The 18,022-nt window shown below is 65.4% G+C and carries 20 protein-coding genes and 1 other RNA gene; 8 read left to right on the top strand and 13 right to left on the bottom strand.

What is annotated here, in order from left to right:
• The first annotated feature begins 27 nt into the window (after positions 1–27).
• The 3 genes from smpB to ssrA all read left to right on the top strand — a co-directional run bounded on the left by smpB (position 28) and on the right by ssrA (position 1,306).
• A complete protein-coding gene (smpB, locus tag TVB01_RS12070; protein ID WP_422456153.1) occupies positions 28–501 on the top strand; it encodes an SsrA-binding protein SmpB in 474 nt (157 codons plus the stop codon).
• The gene (locus TVB01_RS12065; protein WP_422456152.1) at positions 501–869 is read left to right on the top strand and encodes a hypothetical protein; all 369 of its coding nucleotides are present in this window, start codon (positions 501–503) and stop codon (positions 867–869) included. Before smpB ends, TVB01_RS12065 begins: the two co-directional genes overlap by 1 nt.
• A 67-nt stretch (positions 870–936) precedes the next feature.
• Positions 937–1,306: a transfer-messenger RNA gene (ssrA, locus tag TVB01_RS12060) on the top strand.
• 118 nt (positions 1,307–1,424) lie between these two features.
• On the opposite strand, the gene TVB01_RS12055 is transcribed toward ssrA, so the two are convergent.
• From TVB01_RS12055 to TVB01_RS12045, 3 genes are all read right to left on the bottom strand, one after another.
• The gene (locus TVB01_RS12055) at positions 1,425–1,931 is read right to left on the bottom strand and encodes a hypothetical protein (RefSeq protein ID WP_422456151.1); all 507 of its coding nucleotides are present in this window, start codon (positions 1,929–1,931) and stop codon (positions 1,425–1,427) included.
• Positions 1,932–1,999: 68 nt separating this feature from the next.
• Positions 2,000–3,901, bottom strand: a complete 1,902-nt coding sequence (locus TVB01_RS12050; protein WP_422456150.1) for a hypothetical protein — start codon at positions 3,899–3,901, stop codon at positions 2,000–2,002.
• On the bottom strand, positions 3,898–4,350 hold the full coding sequence (locus TVB01_RS12045) for a DUF6507 family protein (protein ID WP_422456149.1): 453 nt from the start codon (positions 4,348–4,350) through the stop codon (positions 3,898–3,900). Before TVB01_RS12045 ends, TVB01_RS12050 begins: the two co-directional genes overlap by 4 nt.
• A 304-nt stretch (positions 4,351–4,654) precedes the next feature.
• On the opposite strand from TVB01_RS12045, the gene TVB01_RS12040 reads away from it, so the two are divergent.
• Positions 4,655–5,338, top strand: coding sequence for a uracil-DNA glycosylase (locus TVB01_RS12040; protein WP_422456148.1), 684 nt, complete (start codon positions 4,655–4,657; stop codon positions 5,336–5,338).
• A gap of 13 nt (positions 5,339–5,351) precedes the next feature.
• On the opposite strand, the gene TVB01_RS12035 is transcribed toward TVB01_RS12040, so the two are convergent.
• Positions 5,352–5,726 (bottom strand): hypothetical protein, encoded by a 375-nt coding sequence (locus TVB01_RS12035; RefSeq protein ID WP_422456147.1) that lies wholly within the window; start codon positions 5,724–5,726, stop codon positions 5,352–5,354.
• A 71-nt stretch (positions 5,727–5,797) separates the two neighbouring features.
• Positions 5,798–6,295 carry a DUF1269 domain-containing protein gene (locus TVB01_RS12030; protein ID WP_422456146.1) on the bottom strand — a complete coding sequence of 166 codons (498 nt, stop codon included), beginning with the start codon at positions 6,293–6,295 and terminating at the stop codon, positions 5,798–5,800.
• Positions 6,296–6,537: 242 nt separating this feature from the next.
• On the opposite strand from TVB01_RS12030, the gene TVB01_RS12025 reads away from it, so the two are divergent.
• On the top strand, positions 6,538–8,241 hold the full coding sequence (locus TVB01_RS12025; RefSeq protein ID WP_422456145.1) for an alpha-glucosidase: 1,704 nt from the start codon (positions 6,538–6,540) through the stop codon (positions 8,239–8,241).
• Here the strand turns inward: TVB01_RS12025 and TVB01_RS12020 are convergent.
• From TVB01_RS12020 to TVB01_RS11990, 7 genes are all read right to left on the bottom strand, one after another.
• Positions 8,238–9,338, bottom strand: coding sequence for a carboxylate-amine ligase (locus TVB01_RS12020; RefSeq protein WP_422456144.1), 1,101 nt, complete (start codon positions 9,336–9,338; stop codon positions 8,238–8,240). The genes TVB01_RS12025 and TVB01_RS12020 overlap by 4 nt on opposite strands.
• Before the next feature lie 121 nt (positions 9,339–9,459).
• Entirely contained in the window at positions 9,460–10,533 is a 1,074-nt protein-coding gene (locus TVB01_RS12015; RefSeq protein WP_422456143.1) for a carboxylate-amine ligase, read from the bottom strand.
• A gap of 154 nt (positions 10,534–10,687) precedes the next feature.
• Positions 10,688–11,470, bottom strand: coding sequence for a class I SAM-dependent methyltransferase (locus tag TVB01_RS12010; protein ID WP_422456142.1), 783 nt, complete (start codon positions 11,468–11,470; stop codon positions 10,688–10,690).
• 11 nt (positions 11,471–11,481) lie between these two features.
• Complete coding sequence (gene hisN / locus TVB01_RS12005; protein WP_422456141.1) at positions 11,482–12,291, bottom strand: histidinol-phosphatase; 810 nt, start codon at positions 12,289–12,291, stop codon at positions 11,482–11,484.
• A 78-nt stretch (positions 12,292–12,369) separates the two neighbouring features.
• The gene (gene rsgA / locus TVB01_RS12000) at positions 12,370–13,485 is read right to left on the bottom strand and encodes a ribosome small subunit-dependent GTPase A (protein WP_422456139.1); all 1,116 of its coding nucleotides are present in this window, start codon (positions 13,483–13,485) and stop codon (positions 12,370–12,372) included.
• A 2-nt stretch (positions 13,486–13,487) separates the two neighbouring features.
• The gene (aroA, locus tag TVB01_RS11995; RefSeq protein ID WP_422456138.1) at positions 13,488–14,834 is read right to left on the bottom strand and encodes a 3-phosphoshikimate 1-carboxyvinyltransferase; all 1,347 of its coding nucleotides are present in this window, start codon (positions 14,832–14,834) and stop codon (positions 13,488–13,490) included.
• A gap of 5 nt (positions 14,835–14,839) precedes the next feature.
• A complete protein-coding gene (locus TVB01_RS11990) occupies positions 14,840–15,421 on the bottom strand; it encodes a DoxX family membrane protein (protein WP_422456137.1) in 582 nt (193 codons plus the stop codon).
• Positions 15,422–15,646: 225 nt separating this feature from the next.
• Between TVB01_RS11990 and TVB01_RS11985 the strand changes: the two genes are divergently transcribed.
• Positions 15,647–16,429, top strand: coding sequence for a sigma-70 family RNA polymerase sigma factor (locus TVB01_RS11985; protein ID WP_422456136.1), 783 nt, complete (start codon positions 15,647–15,649; stop codon positions 16,427–16,429).
• Positions 16,426–16,686, top strand: a complete 261-nt coding sequence (rsrA, locus tag TVB01_RS11980; protein WP_227894604.1) for a mycothiol system anti-sigma-R factor — start codon at positions 16,426–16,428, stop codon at positions 16,684–16,686. Before TVB01_RS11985 ends, rsrA begins: the two co-directional genes overlap by 4 nt.
• Positions 16,687–16,769: 83 nt before the next feature.
• On the opposite strand, the gene TVB01_RS11975 is transcribed toward rsrA, so the two are convergent.
• Complete coding sequence (locus TVB01_RS11975; protein ID WP_369299106.1) at positions 16,770–16,844, bottom strand: 50S ribosomal protein bL37; 75 nt, start codon at positions 16,842–16,844, stop codon at positions 16,770–16,772.
• 149 nt (positions 16,845–16,993) lie between these two features.
• Between TVB01_RS11975 and TVB01_RS11970 the strand changes: the two genes are divergently transcribed.
• Positions 16,994–17,959, top strand: a complete 966-nt coding sequence (locus tag TVB01_RS11970) for a zinc-binding dehydrogenase (RefSeq protein WP_422456135.1) — start codon at positions 16,994–16,996, stop codon at positions 17,957–17,959.
• The last annotated feature ends 63 nt before the right edge of the window (positions 17,960–18,022 follow it).

Here is an 18,022-nt window from a genome sequence, read left to right as displayed (position 1 = left end):
TTTCTCATCTAACGAAGGAGTTGAACCGTGCCCAAAGAAAGTGGCCGTAAAGTCGTGGCCACCAACCGCAAGGCCCGGCACAACTACGAAGTCCTCGACACCTATGAAGCAGGCATGGTGTTGATGGGAACCGAGGTGAAGTCCCTGCGGGAGGGGCGGGCCTCCCTGGTCGACGGATTCGCCACGTTCTACAACGACGAGTTGTGGCTGGAAGCGGTGTACATCCCGGAGTACCTGAACGGAAGCTGGACCAACCACTCCGCGCGGCGCCGCCGCAAGCTGCTGCTGCACCGCGAACAGCTCGATAAGATTGCGCAGAAGACCCGGGAATCGGGGTTCACGATCGTTCCGCTCCAGCTGTACTTCCTGGACGGCCGTGCCAAAGTGGAGATCGCCGTTGCCCGCGGCAAGCGGGACTACGACAAGCGCCAGACGCTGCGTGAAAAGCAGGACAACCGCGAGGCATTGCGAGAAATGCGTTCCAAGAACCGCGGCGCCTGATGAGCAGCGCGTTCTGGGAATCACAGCTCCAGGAAGTCGACGAATCCAGCGAAGAGCAGGCACGTAAACCTCTCTGGGCCTGGGCTGTGACCGTTCTGGACCTGCTGGTTGTCGCAGCTGTGGCTCCGGTCGTCATCCTGGTGGCCGTGCCGTTCTTCGCCGTGTTCTACGTCTACCTGGCCCAAATCCTGGTCTGGGCCAGCCCGGTCCTACTGGCGGCGAACGCCGTTCTTTTCGTCTGGGCGTTCCGGCGCAAGTACGCCGGCATGACGGGCCTGGCTATCCTGTCCGTGCTGTTCGTCCTGCTGTCTGCCCTGCTGGTCGTTCTGTGGGGCGCGCCGTTCACGGTGTTCGGAATGACGTTCTAGCGTCAATGCGTTATAGTTAACGGTCCGGCCGGTTGCGGTCGGATACATCAGTTTGATAACTGAATACGGGGATGACAGGTTTCGACGATGTTAGTCGCGACAGGTGAAGCGGGCCGAGGATGCAGGGTTATCTCGTAAACGCTCCTTGCAAACCAATAAGTGCCGATTCTAAGCGCACTGACTTCGCTCTCGCTGCCTAAGCAGCGGGCATAGTCCGTCAGACCGGGAATGCTCTCGTCCCGGATCCTGGCGTCATTTAGAGGGCCACTGCTGAGCACTTTCGCCGTTGGAGTGCTCGGGACTTTTAGACGGCTGGGCCCGGATCAGCCACTTGTTCACATGATGGCTGGGGCCGAGAAACTCCGACGTGAACTGCGCCCGGAGAAGCCCTGACAACACGACATCGGACGGGGGTTCAATTCCCCCCATCTCCACCCTTTTCAAAGGGCACCTCGGCCTCCGGGCCGGGGTGCTTTTTGTGTTCCGGCGTTTCATCGGTGCCTCCCCGGTCCTCCGGCCCCGAGTAAGTGGCCAGAGGGTCCGTGCAGGAATCAGCTAGGAGGAGCCGTCCTGGTAGTACTGGCTGGGGATGCCGTACTGCGGATCCAGCTCGGAGCGCTGCATCTGGTGTTCCGGTGGATTCTCCGTGCATGGGGATTTGGCCAGGACTTCAACCAGGTGGCCGCCGTCGTCGCGGTGGGTCGCCGTGACGCTTACGTCATCCTTTCGGTAGATCAGGACCCGAATCTCGCCCCCTTCCTCGGGGGGATTGGTGACTTCGTTCCGGTACTCCCAGCCCTCGGAATCGAGCCAGTTCCGCAGCCGGTCAAGCGCCGCGTTCGCGGTTTCCGGATCGTTGACCCGGCCGGCGGCGGAGCCAAGCCAGCCGGTCTCCAGCTGCTGTTCCTCAATCTCAGGGCGCAGGCAGGACTCCTCCCGGAGCTTCCGGATCTCCAGGCCTTCGCCTGCCTGTTCCACCAGGGAAGGCAGCAGCTGTTCAAACTGCGCCAGGCGGCTGCCCTCATCCGCGTGGGCTGTCCGGGGTGAAGGTTCGGAATTCACTGCGCAGCCTCCTACAGCCATTGAAAGGAACAGGGCCCCGGTGAGGGCTTGGATTGAACGGGTGCGGATCACTTTTCGAGACTTTCGGTAGGCACGGTCTTCAGTTTCCTGTCCGTGTATTCTTCAGGCCGGGTGGCTATCGGACTCAGCGGGTAAGAGCGGCCAGCTACCGTGTGCCACTCGTCTTCAACGTACAGGCTGACCTTCTTTCCTTCGACCACGGCCGCGATGTTTGCCGCGGACGTCGAGCCCTCGTAGAAGTACTCCGAGTGGCCCCTCATCAGGGATTCCGGATCGGCCGGGTCCAGGAACCCGGTCTCCAAGCGCACGGCACCCATCTGCGTTTTGGGATCTCCGCCGCTCCAGAAGGACCCGCTGTGGAACCCGCCACCGGCCACCTGCGCTACCGTGATCGGGTCGTCCCGGGTCTGGAGCCAATAGCGGTTGGCGTCCGGGGTGGCGGTGTCCTGAGGGTTTGACACCTCATGCCCGATCCCGGCAGGTGCCACGTAGACGATGTTTGTGGCACCCAGGCCTTCCCGTTCGGCGGTACCGAGCAGCGACCCGCCGGCACTGTAGCCGATGTACGTACTGCGGGTCCCCTCGGCGAGTTCCAGGTCCAGGGCGTGGTCGAAGGCCGCCAGGAGAGGACCTCCGTCCTCGTTATAGGAGCTGGTCAGGTTGTCGTGGAGCTGGTCCGGCAGATCGGAGCCCTGCCAGTAGATTGAGAGCTTCTCCGGCCCGGCTTCCCCGTCCACGGCATCCAGCCGGCCCGTATAGCCTTCCACCGAGGTCAGGTCCGCACTGGTGCCTGGAACCAGGACGGCGGCTGTGGTGACCGCTTCGGAGGGTGTGCCCTTCATCGTGACAATCCTTCCGTCCCCTTCCGAGCTGACGAGAAGCACCTGTGTTCCCTGCCTGGTCACGTTGTCCAGTGCCTTGACCTCCCGGTCCAGGCGGTCCACTTGAGCTTCCCATGCCGTGTGGTCATGGTTCCACCGCATCGCCGAAGCGCGGTCGTATCCGTAGTCGGCGAGCTTTGGTTCCTCCAATGCGGCCAGTTCCTGCTTCAGCGACTGCCGGCAGCCCGCGACCGTGATGGTGTTGGCGTGGGCACGGGAGGCAAATGGCACCCCGTTGAGTGCGCCGAACACCGCGGGGTACAGCAGCAGAAGCTTCTCCTGGTCTGCGGCGGGCAGCTGCAGCCATGCAGTGCGGATGGCTGCAATTCCCTCCTGCGACAGGCTGTCGTGGAGGACATCGGACATGGCTGCCTCGGGACTTCCCAGGGGGAACGGGCCCATCGGTTTATTGGCTGCCAGCAAGGCAGCGGCCTCCGGGTTGGCTTCCGCCCATGCCTTCAGCTCTGCCGTGCCCAGCCCCCGCAGCGACTCCAGCAGCTGACCGGGAGTTACGGCACCCAACCTGTCGTCGAGGGCGACCGTCAGGGCAGCCCATTCGACCTCCGGGAGCACAGACCCGCCGGGCCTGGCCGCCATGGGCAGTCCCTCTCCGGTCCCCCCGGAAATGGCAGCCAGGCGAGCGGCAGTCTCCTGCTGGAGGGTATTCCACTTCTGTGTGAGCTCACCCGCACGGGTATTGAATTCGTCCAGGGCGCGCTGCGCTGGGGGATCGTCTTCGGCAGGGTCTGAGGACGGCCGCTCGGCTTCGAGCGTCCGGCACTCATCGCCGAGGGCGCCTGCGGCGGCTGCGAAGTCCTCGATGATGCCGGCAGCGGCAACGAGGGCGGACCGCCAGCCGGCCATGGGTGCAGCCAGGGAATCCATAGCCGTGTGCACCAGATCCTGTGTCCCGGGCTCTCGGTAGGCAGGAATGACCCGGTTCCATGCGGTGCTTGCATCGGTCAGGTAGCTCTCGGCCACCTCGGCGCGCACCCTCAGGTCCGCGGCAGCGGCATCAAGGGTGGACCAGTCCCCGCTGATCTCAGGAAGCGCAGCGCCAGCCATCATTCCTCCATGAACCGGAGCCGGCCGGTCCGCGGCGGGGAAGCCGGGGAATAGGCGGTAGGCAGTTTTGCCAGGGCTGACTCGGCGGCAGCAGTCATCTGGCCGTCAGCCTCCACAAAAGCCGCTGTGGCGTCTGCCAAAGCAGAGGCCTTGCGGAAGATCAGGCTGGCTACGTTCCGGGCGACATCCCGGCGCGGATCCCAGAACCGGGAAAAAGCCCCGGCTACCGCTTCCGCGGAGCCAAAACTTCCGGCGAGCTGGTCAGCACTTGTCTCGGCATCCCTGCCGGCGTCCAGCAGAGCCTGGCCGTCCGCAGCGATATCCACGATGGCAGCGTGGATGACACCCGGCTGGATCTCGTACTGCATGTTCCCCCTGGAGATGTTGGACATCTTCGCTACGGCAGAGTCTGCTTCCTTTCCCCGCAGAAGTCGATGGGCAGAACTACCCATGTCAGGGCTCCAGGCGGGCCGCCGGGCCTGATCGCCGGCCCCGCGGACAGGCTCCGGGACAGGCACTTGGCGCTGGCCCCGGCCAGCCCTTGGTAAGCTTGGAAGAAGCCCTTCGCCCGCCGCCCTGCCCACAGCAGTGTCCGGCTTCCGGTGCGGAGGCGCCCCTTTCCACCGCACCCACCACTGACCTGCTGCTCCGCTGCGCGCTCTGCCTTCGCACGTGCCGCCAAGCCGGAGCAGCTGCACTGTGCCCCACGCCCCGCGGCGGGAAGACACGCAATACCGTAGGAGAAGCGCCACCCCCATGCAGTCCGCCCCCGCTGAAACGTCCGCAGAAACGCACGCAGAAAACGCCGCTGAATCGCCCGCAGAAACCCATGAGGTTTCCCTTTTCGACCGCCGCTACGAACCCAACGTCGCCGAAGTCAACCAGCTGTGCGATACCCTCGCCGAGCTCAAGCCCGGCAGCGAAGTGCCTTACATTGATCCGCAGCATGACGTGGACGAAGCCCGGATCGTGAGCCTGTTCTCCAACAACGGCCCTGCCCATCCGTCAGGCTTCATCACCGCAGGCAGCGACGAGGCCGTCACCCGCCTCCTTGGCGTTCACTGGCAGGTGGGCCTGCAGCCCAAGTACGTCATGCCGTGGAACGTGCACCCCTGGTACACCCCGGGGGAACCGCACACCAAGCTCACCAAGGAAGAGGTTGCCGAGGGGCTGAAGCCGCTGCTGCGCTTCCTGGCACTGGTTCCGCGGGCTTCGGTGATCGTCGCTCACGGCACGGAAGCCCAGCGCCTGGCGGCTGCCTTCCTGAAGACCGAGAACCGGATGATCTACCGCCGAAGCTTCAAGGTCTACAAGGCGCGTTCGGCCGAGGGCCGTTCGTTTGGTGCCACCGAGGAACGGCAGCAGGAATCGCTGGCGGAAATGCGGATCGTCTATAAGGACGCAATGGCCCGCACCGGCCTGGCCGCCACAGGCCGCTAGAAAAGCCGGAAAACTATTGGGCCCTGCTCACCGGAACGTCGACGATTCCGGTGAAGCGGGAGCCCACACCCTCATATTCACTGCGGACACTTCCTTCAGGAACTGCGGGGAGCTCGCGGTCGCTGTGGTCATCGCAGGCCACAAAGGTGAAGTCCGGCCACCACTTCTTGGGCCGGGCAGTTTCCCGGAATCCGCAGACCTCACATTCAAGGCGCACCCAGACGGGACGCTTGCCGGTCCGGTTGGCCCGTGACTGAGCCAGCCAGGCCGGGGGATTGGCATCCAGCTCATCGAGCTCGGCCTGTTCCAGCCGTGGCGGTATGCCGTGTTTGGTGGCCATTTCGAGCGGAATATCAAGGAACTGTGCGGCCTGGCGTCGAGTAATCATCGCTTTAACGATACGGCAGGGGGGGCGCGCGCGGCCCCGCCCCCCCCCCGGGCCGTTAGTCCTGGAGGTCCCTAGTCAGCCTCGGCGAAGGCCTTCCGGAGGTTGTTCTCCTGGTCCTTGGAGAGGTTGGTGGCGATCAGCGATGCACCGGGGAAGCTGTCCTTGAAGGCGTCAAGGACGCGGTCCTCGACGGCGTTTGAGGACAGGACAAACAGGGCCGACGTTCCCGGGGTGACTTCCTGCCGGATCTGCTTGATGAAGTTGTCATCGATCCCCACGTCCACCATGGAACCGGACAGTGCACCGATGGCGGCTCCGACAGCGGCCCCGATCAGCGGTATGAAGAAAATGAGCCCAAAAAGCAGGCCCCAGAAGCCGCCGCCCAGGGCGCCTGCTCCAACCGTGTTGTGTTCCTGGATGGTCCGGGGCTTTTTCTTGTCGCGCGGCCAGGTAACGATTGCTTCGTCCTGCACTGTGATCAGGTTCTGGGACTGCAGGCTGGCGAGTGTTTGTGTTGCCCGTTCTGCGGCGTCCGCGTCGGGGAATTTCCATACGGTAAGTGTTGCCATGGCAGATACTCCAAACGGTTGGGGTCCAGGCACTGACCGCCATGAGCGGGGCACACGGGCGACCAGAGTAGGCGTCACGTTAGCCACTGTGCAGCCCGCTTATCAAGGAATGTGCCGGACCCGGGGCAAGACGGCCCCGGACTGGCAGCGGCACCTGTCTAACGCGTGCTCCCAGCCGTAAACTGGCGCCCAGGCACTGCCCGGAACCGACTCCGGGAAACCGCTCACTATCAGGAGCGTCAATGAGGGACAGATCCCGGCCCGCTTGGTGGACCAATGCCGTCGTCTACCAGATCTACCCCCGCAGCTTCCAGGACACCACCGATGACGGAATCGGGGATCTCACGGGAATCGTCCAGCGCCTGGACCATCTCTCCGAGCTGGGGGTAGACGTCATCTGGCTGTCCCCGGTCCATGAGTCCCCGCAGCGCGACAATGGCTACGACATCAGCAATTACCGCCGGATTGACGCCGTCTTCGGAACGGAGGAGGAATTCGACTACCTGCTCGCTGAAGTGCATGCACGGGGCATGAAGATGATCATGGACCTCGTCGTCAACCACACGTCCACGGAGCATGCTGCGTTCAAGGTCTCGGCATCATCGCGGGACAATATCTCGCGGGACTCCTATCTCTGGCGAGATCCGCGCGGTTCGTTCAAGGGCGGGGAGCCAGGGGCCGAACCGAACAACTGGGGCTCCCTCTTCGGCGGATCGGCCTGGAACTGGCACGAACCGACCCAGCAGTACTACCTGCACATCTTTTCCGCCCACCAGCCCGACCTGAACTGGGCGAGCACCCGGGTGCGGACCCGGGTTTTCGAAATGATGAACTGGTGGATGGACCGCGGCATTGACGGTTTCCGCATGGACGCCATCAACTACATCTCCAAGGACCAGCGGTTTCCGGACAGCATGATCCAGTTCGGCGGGGTGTGGGGGGACGGGGCACCGTTCTTTACCTCCGGTCCGCGCGTCCACGAATTCGTCCAGGAAATGATGCGCAACGTCTTTGCCGACCGGGACACTGATTACCTGGTCGTGGGGGAAACCACCGGGGCAACGGTTGAAGAGGCGCTTTTGTTCACCATCCCGGAGCGTGGGGAACTGGACATGATCTTTCAATTCGAGCACGTCAACCTGGACCACGGTCCCGGCGGGAAATGGGACAGGCGCCCGGTCCGGCTCCGGGACCTCAAGACAAGCTGGAACCGCTGGCAGCGCGGACTCGAGGTCCGCGGCTGGAACAGCCTCTACCTGAGCAACCATGACCAGCCCCGGCACGTCTCGCGCTTTGGGAATGAGGCGGCCTTCCGCTACGAATCTGCGACGCTCTGGGCCACGCTCCTGCATATGCAGCGGGGGACCCCCTTCATCTACCAGGGCGAGGAAATCGGCATGGTCAATGCCGATTTCTCCTCGATCGACCAGTACCGGGACGTGGAGACCCTGAACTTCTATGCGGAGGCCACAGCCCGGGGGAGATCGCCAGAGGCAGTACTGGAGCTGCTGCGCCACGTCTCCAGGGATAACGCCCGCACTCCCATGCAGTGGGATCCCGGTCCCAACGCCGGATTCACCGGCGGCATACCGTGGATCGGGATCGGCCCCCGCCACGGGGAAATCAACGCCGAAACCGACAAGGCTTCAGCAAAGTCGATTTTCCGGTACTACCAGGAGCTGATCCGCATGCGGCATGACCTTCCGGTCATCGCGCTGGGCACGTTCAGCCTGTTGTATGCCAACCACCCGGCACTGTTCGCGTTCCGCCGGACGCTCGGGGACGTCAGCCTGAGGATCCTGGCCAATCCCTCGAACCAGGAGCTCGCGGTTCCGCCGGACCTTCGGACAGGAAAGATCCTGCTGGGCAACTATGCGGGGGAAACGGATCCGGCAGTCCTGGCCCCCTGGGAGGCACGAGTGACGGACATCAGCCCGGCAGGTTAGCGTTCTCCGACGAGGGTTCCCCGGTAGAGCTCCAGCAGGCCGTCCATGCCATGGCTCTCCATGGCCCGGCGCTGTTGCTCGGATCCCGTCCCGGAGTCCCGGATTTCCGTGAGGCCGGCCTGCACCCATTCCGTGTCCCCTTCGGTATCCAGGGCCTGTCCGATGAACTCCAGCATGTCCCGGACACGGGTCTGGGCAGGCACCAGCTCTGCACTGGCGGGGTCCACCAGCATGCCGGTCATCCCCTGCCGGGCTGCCTGCCACATCGCCGCGTCAAGGAGCTCCGGCTCCGGATTCGGCCGCAGCACGTCCCGTTCGGCTTCCTTGACGGCAGTGGACACGAGGCCGCGGACCAGTGCAGCCAGAAGGACTGAGCCCCGCGCCCTGAGCTGGGCGTCGCCGGCTCGGACCTCCAGCGTGGGGTAGGAATCGGAGAGGCGGGCCATCCAGGTCAGGACACCGCGGTCGATGATGGCGCCGGTGGCCACCAGTTGCTGGATGCGGCGCTCGTAGTCGTTTGCGTCTTTGAAGGTTGGAGGGCAGCCCTGGACCGGCCAGCGGCGGTAGTGCACCACCCGCCAGCTGCCGAAGCCGCTGTCCCGGCCCAGCCAGTAGGGGGAGTTGCAGCTCAGGGCCACGATCGCCGGGAGCCATTCCCGGATCCGGTTAAGCGCCTGGACGCCGGACTCCCGGTCCGGGATGGAAACGTGGACATGCAGGCCGTTCACAAACTGGTCACCGACGATTCCCGGAGCGCTGTCCTTCAGCTGGCGGTAGCGTTCCTTGTCCGTGAGCTCGGGGTAATGGTCCGCGATCAGGGGAGCCGACGCGGTGCCTGCCGCAACCACGGAGGCTTTTCCGGCTGCGGTTTCCAGCTGTGACCGGAAATTGAGCAGGTACTCTTCCGCTTCCGTCAACGTCGAGGAAACGGGCGTGGCCGTCTCGATCTGGCAGCTGAGGAGCTCGCGCTGGATTTCACCGTCGGTCACGCGTGGTGAACGGTGCAGGTAACCTGCCACCTCCTCCGCCTGGTGCGACGGTAGCCCGGTGTCCGGATTCAGCAGCAGGTACTCTTCCTCGATGCCCAGTGTCGCCATTCAACCCTCCAGAATCTGTTTGGGGCACGCTGCAGACTGCCGGCAGTGCCTGTTGAGAAGACTAGGGCCAACTGGTGCACGGAATCCAAATGAGAAGCAGACTGAGGTTCTTCTCACAGGGCTAGAATGCGGTGAGGGAGCGCCTGAAGATGTCAGCCAACCCGTCCCACCCGGCGTCGGCCACTGCGGCCCGCTGCCGGGCGGCGCCCGTCCCCTCAAGGGCCAGCCGCCGCACCCCGGCAGTAACAAACGCCAGGTCCCCGGCTTCTTCGAGCGCCGGCCGGATCAGGGCCAGCAGCGCATCAACCTGATCCTGTGCAGAGGCCGATCCGCCCTGGACATCCAGCAGCTGACCGCCCAGGCCGTACCGTGCCGCCTGCCAAATCCCGGCGTCGAGCAGCTCAGGGGACTGGATGGGAAGAGCCTCGCGGGTAAGCGCAGTGGTTACCAGGCCACGGATCAGCGCCGCGAGCAGGACGGTGTCCCGAACCTCCAGCTGGGCGTCACTAATCCGTACCTCCACCGTAGGAAAGTGGTGAGACAGCCGCGCAGCCCAGCCCACATGCCCGGCGTCCAGCACGACGTCGGTGGCCAGCAGCTGCTCCAGCCTCCTGTCATAGTCTGCGGCACCGCCGAAGTGCGGCGGGCAGCCCTGCACTGACCAGCGCCGGTAGTGGATCAGGCGCCAGCTGGCGAAGCCGGTGTCCTGGCCGCGCCAGAACGGGGAGTTGGATGCCAGGGCTGCGACGACGGCGAGCCAGGGGCGCAGATAGTTCAGGGCCGCCACGCCCTTTTCACGGTCCGGGACGGCAACGTGGATGTGCATCCCATTGAGGTAGTGCTCACCCGCCACGGCACCCGTGGTTTCGCCCATGAGGAGGTATCTCGGGGTGCCGCTGATTTGGGCCGGTGTGTCAGGGATGCGCGGTGCAGCGCCGGTCATCATAACGTCGAGGCCGGCCACGGAGGCAGCGTCTGCCAGCGCATTCCGGGCCCCGGCGAGAGCGCCCGAAGCCTGCTCCAGACTTTCGCAGATCTCTGTGGACGTCTCGAGCTGGCACGCGAGCAGTTCCGTCGAGCCGGCAAACCCCGGGACCAGCGCCAGGCTCTCCGCGAGTTCCGCCGCGCGGGCCGAGGGCATGCCGCTCTCCGGATCGACGAGCAGGAACTCCTCCTCAACACCGAACGTGACCATGCACAACCCCTTCCGCAGCCGACGGCGCGCGCATCACATCACCGGTCGGTCCAGTCTAGGACAGGGGACCGGCCCGCGGCAGGCGGTCGACGGGTATTGGAACCGGCTCAGTCCGGAGCTGGCCGCCACAGCGAAACAGGCTCACGGGAACCGTTTATGCCCGGGTCGCCCGCCAGGAAAGAGTGAGGTACGGCAGCTCCAGGCTCTCCCCGGCAGCATGTCCGAGGTGCTCATGCAGGTACCAGTCCAGGTTGGCCAGCACCTTGGCACGGACGGCCTCGGTCGCCGAGAGGTAGTAGGACCTGGACTTGGCCAGCTCCGTGAGGTCGGCGGGTGTCATCTGCTGGGTCCAGGCCGTGGTGTGTGCTTCCTGCAGGCGGAGTGCCGGGCCCATCGGCGGGCGGAAGCCGGGGCGGAGCACGTCACCGGCATGGATGATGCGCGCGAACCGGTGGACCCAGGGGACGCTGACGTCGAGCTGGTTCCAGACGAGGCCAACGAAGCCTCCGGGAACCAGTATTCGGGCAAATTCTTTCGCTGACGCGTCCGGATCGCACCAGTGCCAGGCCTGCGCAACGGTTACGGCGTCGAAGGACGCAGCCGGAAGGCCGGTGGCTTCTGCGGTGCCGACGCTTACGGGAACCTGCGGCAGGGATTTGTGCAGCTGGCCGAGCATGTCCTCCGACGGGTCCACGGCATGGACGTCGAAGCCGGCTGCGGCCAGCGTGCGCGTGTACTTTCCGGTCCCGGCGCCGACGTCCGCCACGGCCACGTTGGACGGTGTCCGTGAACTCACTCCGGGAACGTCAAAAAGCCAGCGGACAGCCTCGTCCGGGTAGCCGGGACGGATCCGGTCGTAGTGCTCTCCGCCGCTGCGGTAGCTGCTGGCGAGCTCACGCCGCCGCTGGCTGTCCAGGCGTGGTCCTGTCGCCGCCATGTGGAACGCCCCTAGAAAAGGTCGTCGAGGTCCGGGTTCAGGCGCTGGAGGACCTCGTTGTGCAGTACCCCGTTGGTGGCCAGCGCATTTCCGCCGAACGGGCCGTCCTCGCCCTCAAGCGACGTGAAGCGTCCGCCGGCTTCAGTGATGATGGGCACCAGGGCTGCCATGTCGTAGAGGTTGAGTTCGGGTTCGCAGGCGATGTCGACGGCGCCCTCGGCCACCATGCAGTAGGACCAGAAGTCACCGTAGGCGCGGGTCCGCCAGACGGAATCCGTGAGGCCCATGAACTCATCAAAATTACCGCGCTGCTTCCAGCCGGTGAGACTGGAGTAGGAGAGCGAAGCATCGTCGAGCTTGGAGACATCCGATACACGCAGCCGCGTGGCGGAGGCGAGCGAGCGGCCCATGTAGGCACCGGTTCCGGTGGCTGCCCACCAGCGCTTGCCCAGTGCCGGAGCGCTGACGAGTCCCACGACGGGAACGCCGTCGTCCACCAGTGCGATCAGGGTGGCCCAGACGGGGACGCCGCGGACGAAGTTCTTGGTGCCGTCGATCGGATCAATGATCCACCGCCGGGGACCGGAACCGGTGGAACCGAATTCCTCGCCCAGGACGGCATCGCGGGGCCTCGCACGCGAGAGCTGTCCGCGGATGGCGTCTTCGGCTGCCTTGTCGGCATCGGTGACGGGCGTGAGGTCCGGCTTGGTCTCCACCCGCAGGTCCTGGGCCTTGAAGCGGGACATGGTCTGGTCGTCCACGGAGTCGGCCATGACATGGGCGAGACGCAGATCATCGTTGTAGTTCTGAGCGAACGGCATACTTCAACTTATCGCTATTAGCACCGCTGTGCCCACGTTTACGCAGGCGACCGGCGTGTGCCCGCGCCGCAACTGCGTCTACTGGCTTCCCAGCTCCTTGGCATGGGCCCTGTTTTCGGTCCGCATCCCGGAGCCCAGCAGCCGGCGCAGCGACGCGAGACGGGCCGGTCCGGCAGCACCTGCCTGGCCGGATTCCACCCAGGCATCGAGCCCGCAGTTCACGGCTTCACTGTCATGCCGGCAACCGCGTTCACAGGCCTCGGTGCCGGGCTCGAGGTCCGGAAAGGCGTTGAGGATGCGGTCCGGGTCCACATGGGCCAGGCCGAAGGAACGGATGCCGGGAGTATCGATAATCCAGCTTCCGGCGGGGGAGTCGTTGACTTTCAGGGCGAGGGCCGAAGAGGACGTGTGCCGGCCGCGGCCCGTGACGGCGTTGACCCCGCCCGTGGCACGGCGGGAGCCGGTCAGGGCGTTCACCAGGGTGGACTTGCCGACGCCGGAATGCCCCACCAGCACGCTGACGCGTCCCAGCAGGTGTTCATGGAGGGCCTCGACGGCGTTGCCTGCCAACCGGGCGGACAGCCCGTCGTCCGATTCGGAGTCCACGCCGGTGTCTTCATCCTGCGCCGTCCGGCTGATGACGACCTCCAGATCGAGGTGCTCATAGTTGGCCAGCAGCTCAGCCGGGTCCTTGAGGTCAGCCTTGGTGATGCACAGCAGCGGTGAAATTCCGGCGTCATAGGCGGCAACAAGGGCCCGGTCAATGAAACCGGTGCGCGGCTCGGGATTTGCGGCCGCCACCACGATGACCAGCTGGTCCGCGTTGGCAACTACCACGCGCTCCACCGGATCAGTGTCGTCAGCGGAACGCCGCAGGAGGGTGGCCCGCTCATTCACCCGGACCAGCCGGGCGAGGGTATCCGGGGCGCCGGAGACGTCACCCACCAGCGCTACCAGGTCTCCCGCGACGACCGGGGTGCGGCGGAGTTCGCGCGCCCGGGCAGCGGTGACGATCCGCTCCTGGGGAGTGTCTTCGTCAACGATCGCGGTGTAGCGGCCGCGGTCCACGGTAATGATGCGTCCGGTCACCGCGTCCTCGTGCGCAGGCCGGTCCTTGGTGCGCGGACGTGAGCCCTTTTTGTTCGGGCGGACCCTGACGTCGGATTCGTCCCACCCGCCGGTACCTCGTGCCACCGCTAGCCTTCCTGCGCAGTGCCGGCGGTGTCCGAAGACCCGGCTGCCAGTTCGGTCCACAGGTCCGCGAACTCCGGCATGGTCTTGGACGTGGCGGAGATGTCCTCCACGACTACCCCTGGAACGGCCAGCCCGATGATGGCTCCGGCGGTGGCCATCCTGTGGTCCGCATACGTGCCGAAGGTGCCGCCGTGCAGCGGTGCCGGTTCGATCTGCAGGCCGTCGGCAGTTTCCGTGACGGAGCCCCCCAACCGGTTGATTTCGGTCTTCAGCGCAGCGAGGCGGTCCGTTTCATGGCCGCGCAGGTGCGCAATGCCCGTGAGGACCGATGGTGAATCCGCAAGTGCGCAGAGCGCGGCCACCGTGGGTGCAAGTTCACTGGTGTCCGCGAAAACACCTCCGCGGATTGTGCCGCCGGAACGGACCGTCAGGACGCCATCCGACAGTTCCGCCTCGGCTCCCATCTGCGGGAGGATCCGGCGCCACTGGTCACCTACCTGCGTGGTGGTCTCCGGCCAGCCCGGGATGCGGACGGTGCCTCCGGTGACCAGTGCTGCCGCCAGGAAGGGGCCGGCGTTGGAGAGGTCCGGCTCGATCGCGACGTCAAAGGCCCGGATGGTGCCGGGGGATACCCGCCACTGGTTCGGAACGGAATCGTCGACCTCGACGGCGCATTCGCGGAGGACCTGGACGGTCATGGCGATGTGGTCCAGGCTCGGCAGGTTCGCGCCGCTGTGAACCAGATGCAGGCCGTTGGCGAACCGTGCGCCCGCCAGGAGGAGGGCCGAGACAAACTGCGACGAGGCGCCGGCGTCGATCGCCAGCCGGTCTCCGGCCACCTCCCCGCGGCCGGTGACGGAGAAGGGCAGGGCACCCCGGCCGCCGTCGTCGACTTCGATTCCCAGGGCGCGCAGCGCCTCGATGGTTACGCCCATCGGACGTTGCCGGGCGTGCGGATCGCCGTCGAAGGAGACTGTGCCGTTCCGCAGTGCGGCCAGCGGGGGCACGAACCGCATCACGGTTCCGGCCAGTCCGCAGTCGACTTCCGTGTCCCCCGCGGCACCGGGGCGTAGCGGCTCCACCAGCAGGTCCGGACCAAACGGTCCCGACCCCGGCACCTCGGTGATTCCCGCCCCCAGGGCCCGCAGCGCCTGGACCATCAGGGCGGAGTCACGTGAATGCAGCGGGGCACGCAAACGGGACGGTCCGTCGGCCAGGGCCGCCAGGACCAGGTATCTGTTGGTGAGCGATTTGGAACCGGGAACCCGGACCACCGCATCGACGGGGTCCTTGGGGGTGGGGGCCGGCCAGCCCTCTGTTACGGGCTGGAGCGCGGAAGGGGAAACCATGGTGCTTAGGAACCTGCTATATCTGAGGCTGCATTGCGGACGGCGCGGTCCGCCTTGGCCAGCTGCTTTTTGGTTTGCTTGGTGACCTGCCGGGAACGGCGGCCGGCGTCTTTGCCCATGGCGCGGACACTGCGCCCGGTGTCGGACACCAGGTGCTCGGCGCGCCACGCCAGTCCGGGGCGCCCGTTGGTATCCACTGCTGCGAGCAGGACACCGCCGATCAGGGAGAGGTTCTTCAGCAGCTGGTTGCGCCTGTCCTTGCGGCCTTCAGCCGTGGTGGCGTCAGCGTTGCGGTATTCCACGAAGGTGTTGATGCCCGTAGTGGCTGCCAGCACGACGCCGGCCAGGCGGGAGAACTTACCGAGGCCGAGCAGGCCGGCGGCGCCAAGCTGGGTCGCTCCGAGGACACGGGCGACGGCGGCGGGATTGTCCGCAAGTCCGGCCGCTGACGGCATGCTCTTGCCGAGGAGCCGCAGTGACGGGGCCAGCTGCTCACCGGTTTGATCAGCGTTGCGCAGGCGTTCGACGCCGGCCGCGACGAATCCTGACGCGAGGAGCGGGCGGGCTAGGGAACGGACAATCGTCATGCGTGCCTCCTTGTTGCGCCGGGGTCCGGCGTGCTGAACGGGATGATACGGCAGCGCAGCCAGGCGTGCCGTACGCAAACGGATAACCCCTAGTCTGGCACCTTTGGAACCCTTCTACATCCCGGCGGCCCGAGCTTCAAGAGCGGCGGGGAAGGAATAACCCCCTGCCGGCACCGGTTATGGCTGGAGTCAGGGAAGAAACCCGGACCGCAACAGACGGCAATAATGAAGGAGCAGGCACGGATGGTGAACGCAGTGCTGGACGACTCTGCCGTCTTGGCGGCCGGGTCTTTCGCCTTGCTGGCGGGCACACGCCCCTTACACTTGAACGTAATGAGAACTGATGTGCCGGAAGGCAGCCCACAAGTGGAAGATCCGGGCCTGGATGTCGCTGCTGAATCTGAGCAGGCCCGCAAGCTGAGGTTCGAGCGTGACGCCATGCAGTACGTGGATCAGCTCTATTCGGCTGCCATGCGCATGGCCCGAAATCCTGCTGACGCCGAAGACCTGGTGCAGGAGGCATACACCAAGGCCTTCTCTGCCTTCCACCAGTACAAGCCGGGGACCAACCTCAAGGCCTGGCTGTACCGGATCCTGACGAACACCTATATCAACCTGTACCGCAAGCGCCAGCGCGAACCGCTGCAGTCCAACTCCGAGGGAGTGGAGGACTGGCAGCTGGCCCGCGCCGCTGAACACAGCTCTTCGGGTCTCCGTTCGGCGGAAGCCGAAGCCCTGGACCACCTGCCGGATTCTGACGTCAAGAGCGCGCTCCAGGCCATTCCGGAGGAGTTCCGCCTGGCCGTTTACTTCTCCGACGTGGAGGGCTTCGCGTACAAGGAGATTTCCGAGATCATGAACACGCCGATTGGCACCGTGATGTCCCGCCTTCACCGCGGCCGGAAGCTGCTCCGCGAGATCCTTGCGGAGTACGCCCACGAGCGCGGCATCAAGGCGAAGGAACGTCCGGCAGCTGCCGGTAACAAGAAACAGGGGAACACACTATGAGTGATTGCCAGAGCCTGGGCGATTGCGATGATGCACGCATCGAAAGGCTGTACGAGTACCTCGACGGCGCGCTCTCGCATGATGACCTCGTGGAGATCAAGGAACATCTGGAGGGCTGCCCGGAATGTGCCGAGGAGCACGATCTGGAGTGTGTCATCCGGTCCGTGGTGAAGCGCTCGTGCACCGAGGCTGCCCCCGAGACACTCAAAGCAAGCATCCTGGCCCGCATCAGCCAGATCCAGTCCGTGGACCACTAACCGCGCACAACAGAAAACCCCCGCGCCGGAAGGCTGCGGGGGTTTTCTGTTATGCGCGTCAGACCGCGCAAACGTCCCGTGACTTAAGTGTTGGGACGCTTGCCGTGGTTTGCGCCGCCGCGCTTACGGTCACGACGCTTGCGTGCTCGCTTGCTCATGGCTGCCTCCTTCGATTCGCGTTCAAGTTCTGCCCTTCAGTCTCCCACATACTGTACCGATGGCGTAAATGCCGGCCCCGGACAGATGGCGGCCCGGGTCGGCCGGCTGTCCCCTAGGATGGAGCAACAAGCGACCAAAGGAGCTATCCATGCGAGCCGTGTACGCCCAGTCCCAGTCCGACGGGGATCCGCTTAGCGGACTCGTTGTCGGTGAGCTTCCCGCCAACCAGCCGGAACCGGGATTCCGTCGTGTCCGCGTCGTCGCCTCCGCACTCAACCAGCACGATCTGTGGTCGCTGCGCGGAGTGGGACTGCCCGCCGACCGGCTCCCGATGATCCTGGGCTGCGACGGCGCCGGCGTGGACGACGACGGCAACGACGTCATCATCCATTCGGTGGTGTCTTCTCCCGGCTGGGAAGGTGATGAGACGCTGGATCCGCGCCGGACGCTGCTCTCGGAACGATACCCGGGCACGATGGCCAGTGAAGTCTGGGTCCCCGAACGCAACCTGGTTCCAAAACCCTCCCAGCTGAGCTTCGAAGAGGCAGCATGCCTGCCCACCGCCTGGCTGACCGCCTACCGCATGCTGTTTACGGTCTCACCCGCCGCTCCCGGGTCCACGGTCCTGGTGCAGGGAGCCGGAGGAGGAGTCGCGACGGCTCTGGTGTCCCTGGCCTCGACTGCGGGGTACCGGGTGTGGGTGGCCGGACGGAATCCGGACAAACTGGAGCACGCACGCGGGCTCGGTGCCGAATCCGTGTTCGAAGCAGGTGCCAGGCTCCCGGAGCGCGTTGATGCCGTGTTCGATTCCGTGGGTGAGGCGACGTGGAGCCATTCCCTGAAGGCACTGAAGCCGGGCGGGGCCCTGGTGACCTGCGGGGCGACGAGCGGACCGAATCCGCCCGCGGACCTGAACCGTGTCTTTTTCCTGCAGCTGAAGGTTCTGGGCAGCACCATGGGCACCAAGGCAGAACTGCAGCGCCTCATCGGTTTCCTTCTCGCCACCGGGGTTCGGCCGGAGATCGATTCGGTCCTCCCACTGGAAGAGGCGGCCAAAGGATTCCGACGGCTTTCCGACGGCGAAGCCACCGGGAAGATCGTCTTCCGTCACTGAGCTCCCGGGCCGCAGCCGGTTAATGCCGGCACGGGGGGCCGGCGCCGGCCCGCGGCGGGGGCG

Origin of the sequence: Arthrobacter sp. 7Tela_A1, from assembly GCF_049311065.1 — a bacterium.
Lineage (GTDB): Bacteria > Actinomycetota > Actinomycetes > Actinomycetales > Micrococcaceae > Arthrobacter_B.
This window is presented reverse-complemented; position numbering and strand designations above follow the sequence as displayed.

Excerpts from the sequence above, each read along its gene's own strand:
- TVB01_RS12065 (WP_422456152.1), top strand. The coding sequence starts at position 501 with ATGAGCAGCGCGTTCTGGGAATCACAGCTCCAGGAAGTCGACGAATCC.
- TVB01_RS12050 (WP_422456150.1), bottom strand. The coding sequence starts at position 3,901 with ATGATGGCTGGCGCTGCGCTTCCTGAGATCAGCGGGGACTGGTCCACC.
- TVB01_RS12045 (WP_422456149.1), bottom strand. The coding sequence starts at position 4,350 with ATGGGTAGTTCTGCCCATCGACTTCTGCGGGGAAAGGAAGCAGACTCT.
- TVB01_RS12040 (WP_422456148.1), top strand. The coding sequence starts at position 4,655 with ATGCAGTCCGCCCCCGCTGAAACGTCCGCAGAAACGCACGCAGAAAAC.
- TVB01_RS12035 (WP_422456147.1), bottom strand. The coding sequence starts at position 5,726 with ATGATTACTCGACGCCAGGCCGCACAGTTCCTTGATATTCCGCTCGAA.
- TVB01_RS12030 (WP_422456146.1), bottom strand. The coding sequence starts at position 6,295 with ATGGCAACACTTACCGTATGGAAATTCCCCGACGCGGACGCCGCAGAA.
- TVB01_RS12025 (WP_422456145.1), top strand. The coding sequence starts at position 6,538 with ATGAGGGACAGATCCCGGCCCGCTTGGTGGACCAATGCCGTCGTCTAC.
- TVB01_RS12020 (WP_422456144.1), bottom strand. The coding sequence starts at position 9,338 with ATGGCGACACTGGGCATCGAGGAAGAGTACCTGCTGCTGAATCCGGAC.
- TVB01_RS12015 (WP_422456143.1), bottom strand. The coding sequence starts at position 10,533 with ATGGTCACGTTCGGTGTTGAGGAGGAGTTCCTGCTCGTCGATCCGGAG.
- TVB01_RS12010 (WP_422456142.1), bottom strand. The coding sequence starts at position 11,470 with ATGGCGGCGACAGGACCACGCCTGGACAGCCAGCGGCGGCGTGAGCTC.
- hisN (WP_422456141.1), bottom strand. The coding sequence starts at position 12,291 with ATGCCGTTCGCTCAGAACTACAACGATGATCTGCGTCTCGCCCATGTC.
- aroA (WP_422456138.1), bottom strand. The coding sequence starts at position 14,834 with ATGGTTTCCCCTTCCGCGCTCCAGCCCGTAACAGAGGGCTGGCCGGCC.
- TVB01_RS11990 (WP_422456137.1), bottom strand. The coding sequence starts at position 15,421 with ATGACGATTGTCCGTTCCCTAGCCCGCCCGCTCCTCGCGTCAGGATTC.
- TVB01_RS11985 (WP_422456136.1), top strand. The coding sequence starts at position 15,647 with ATGAAGGAGCAGGCACGGATGGTGAACGCAGTGCTGGACGACTCTGCC.
- rsrA (WP_227894604.1), top strand. The coding sequence starts at position 16,426 with ATGAGTGATTGCCAGAGCCTGGGCGATTGCGATGATGCACGCATCGAA.
- TVB01_RS11970 (WP_422456135.1), top strand. The coding sequence starts at position 16,994 with ATGCGAGCCGTGTACGCCCAGTCCCAGTCCGACGGGGATCCGCTTAGC.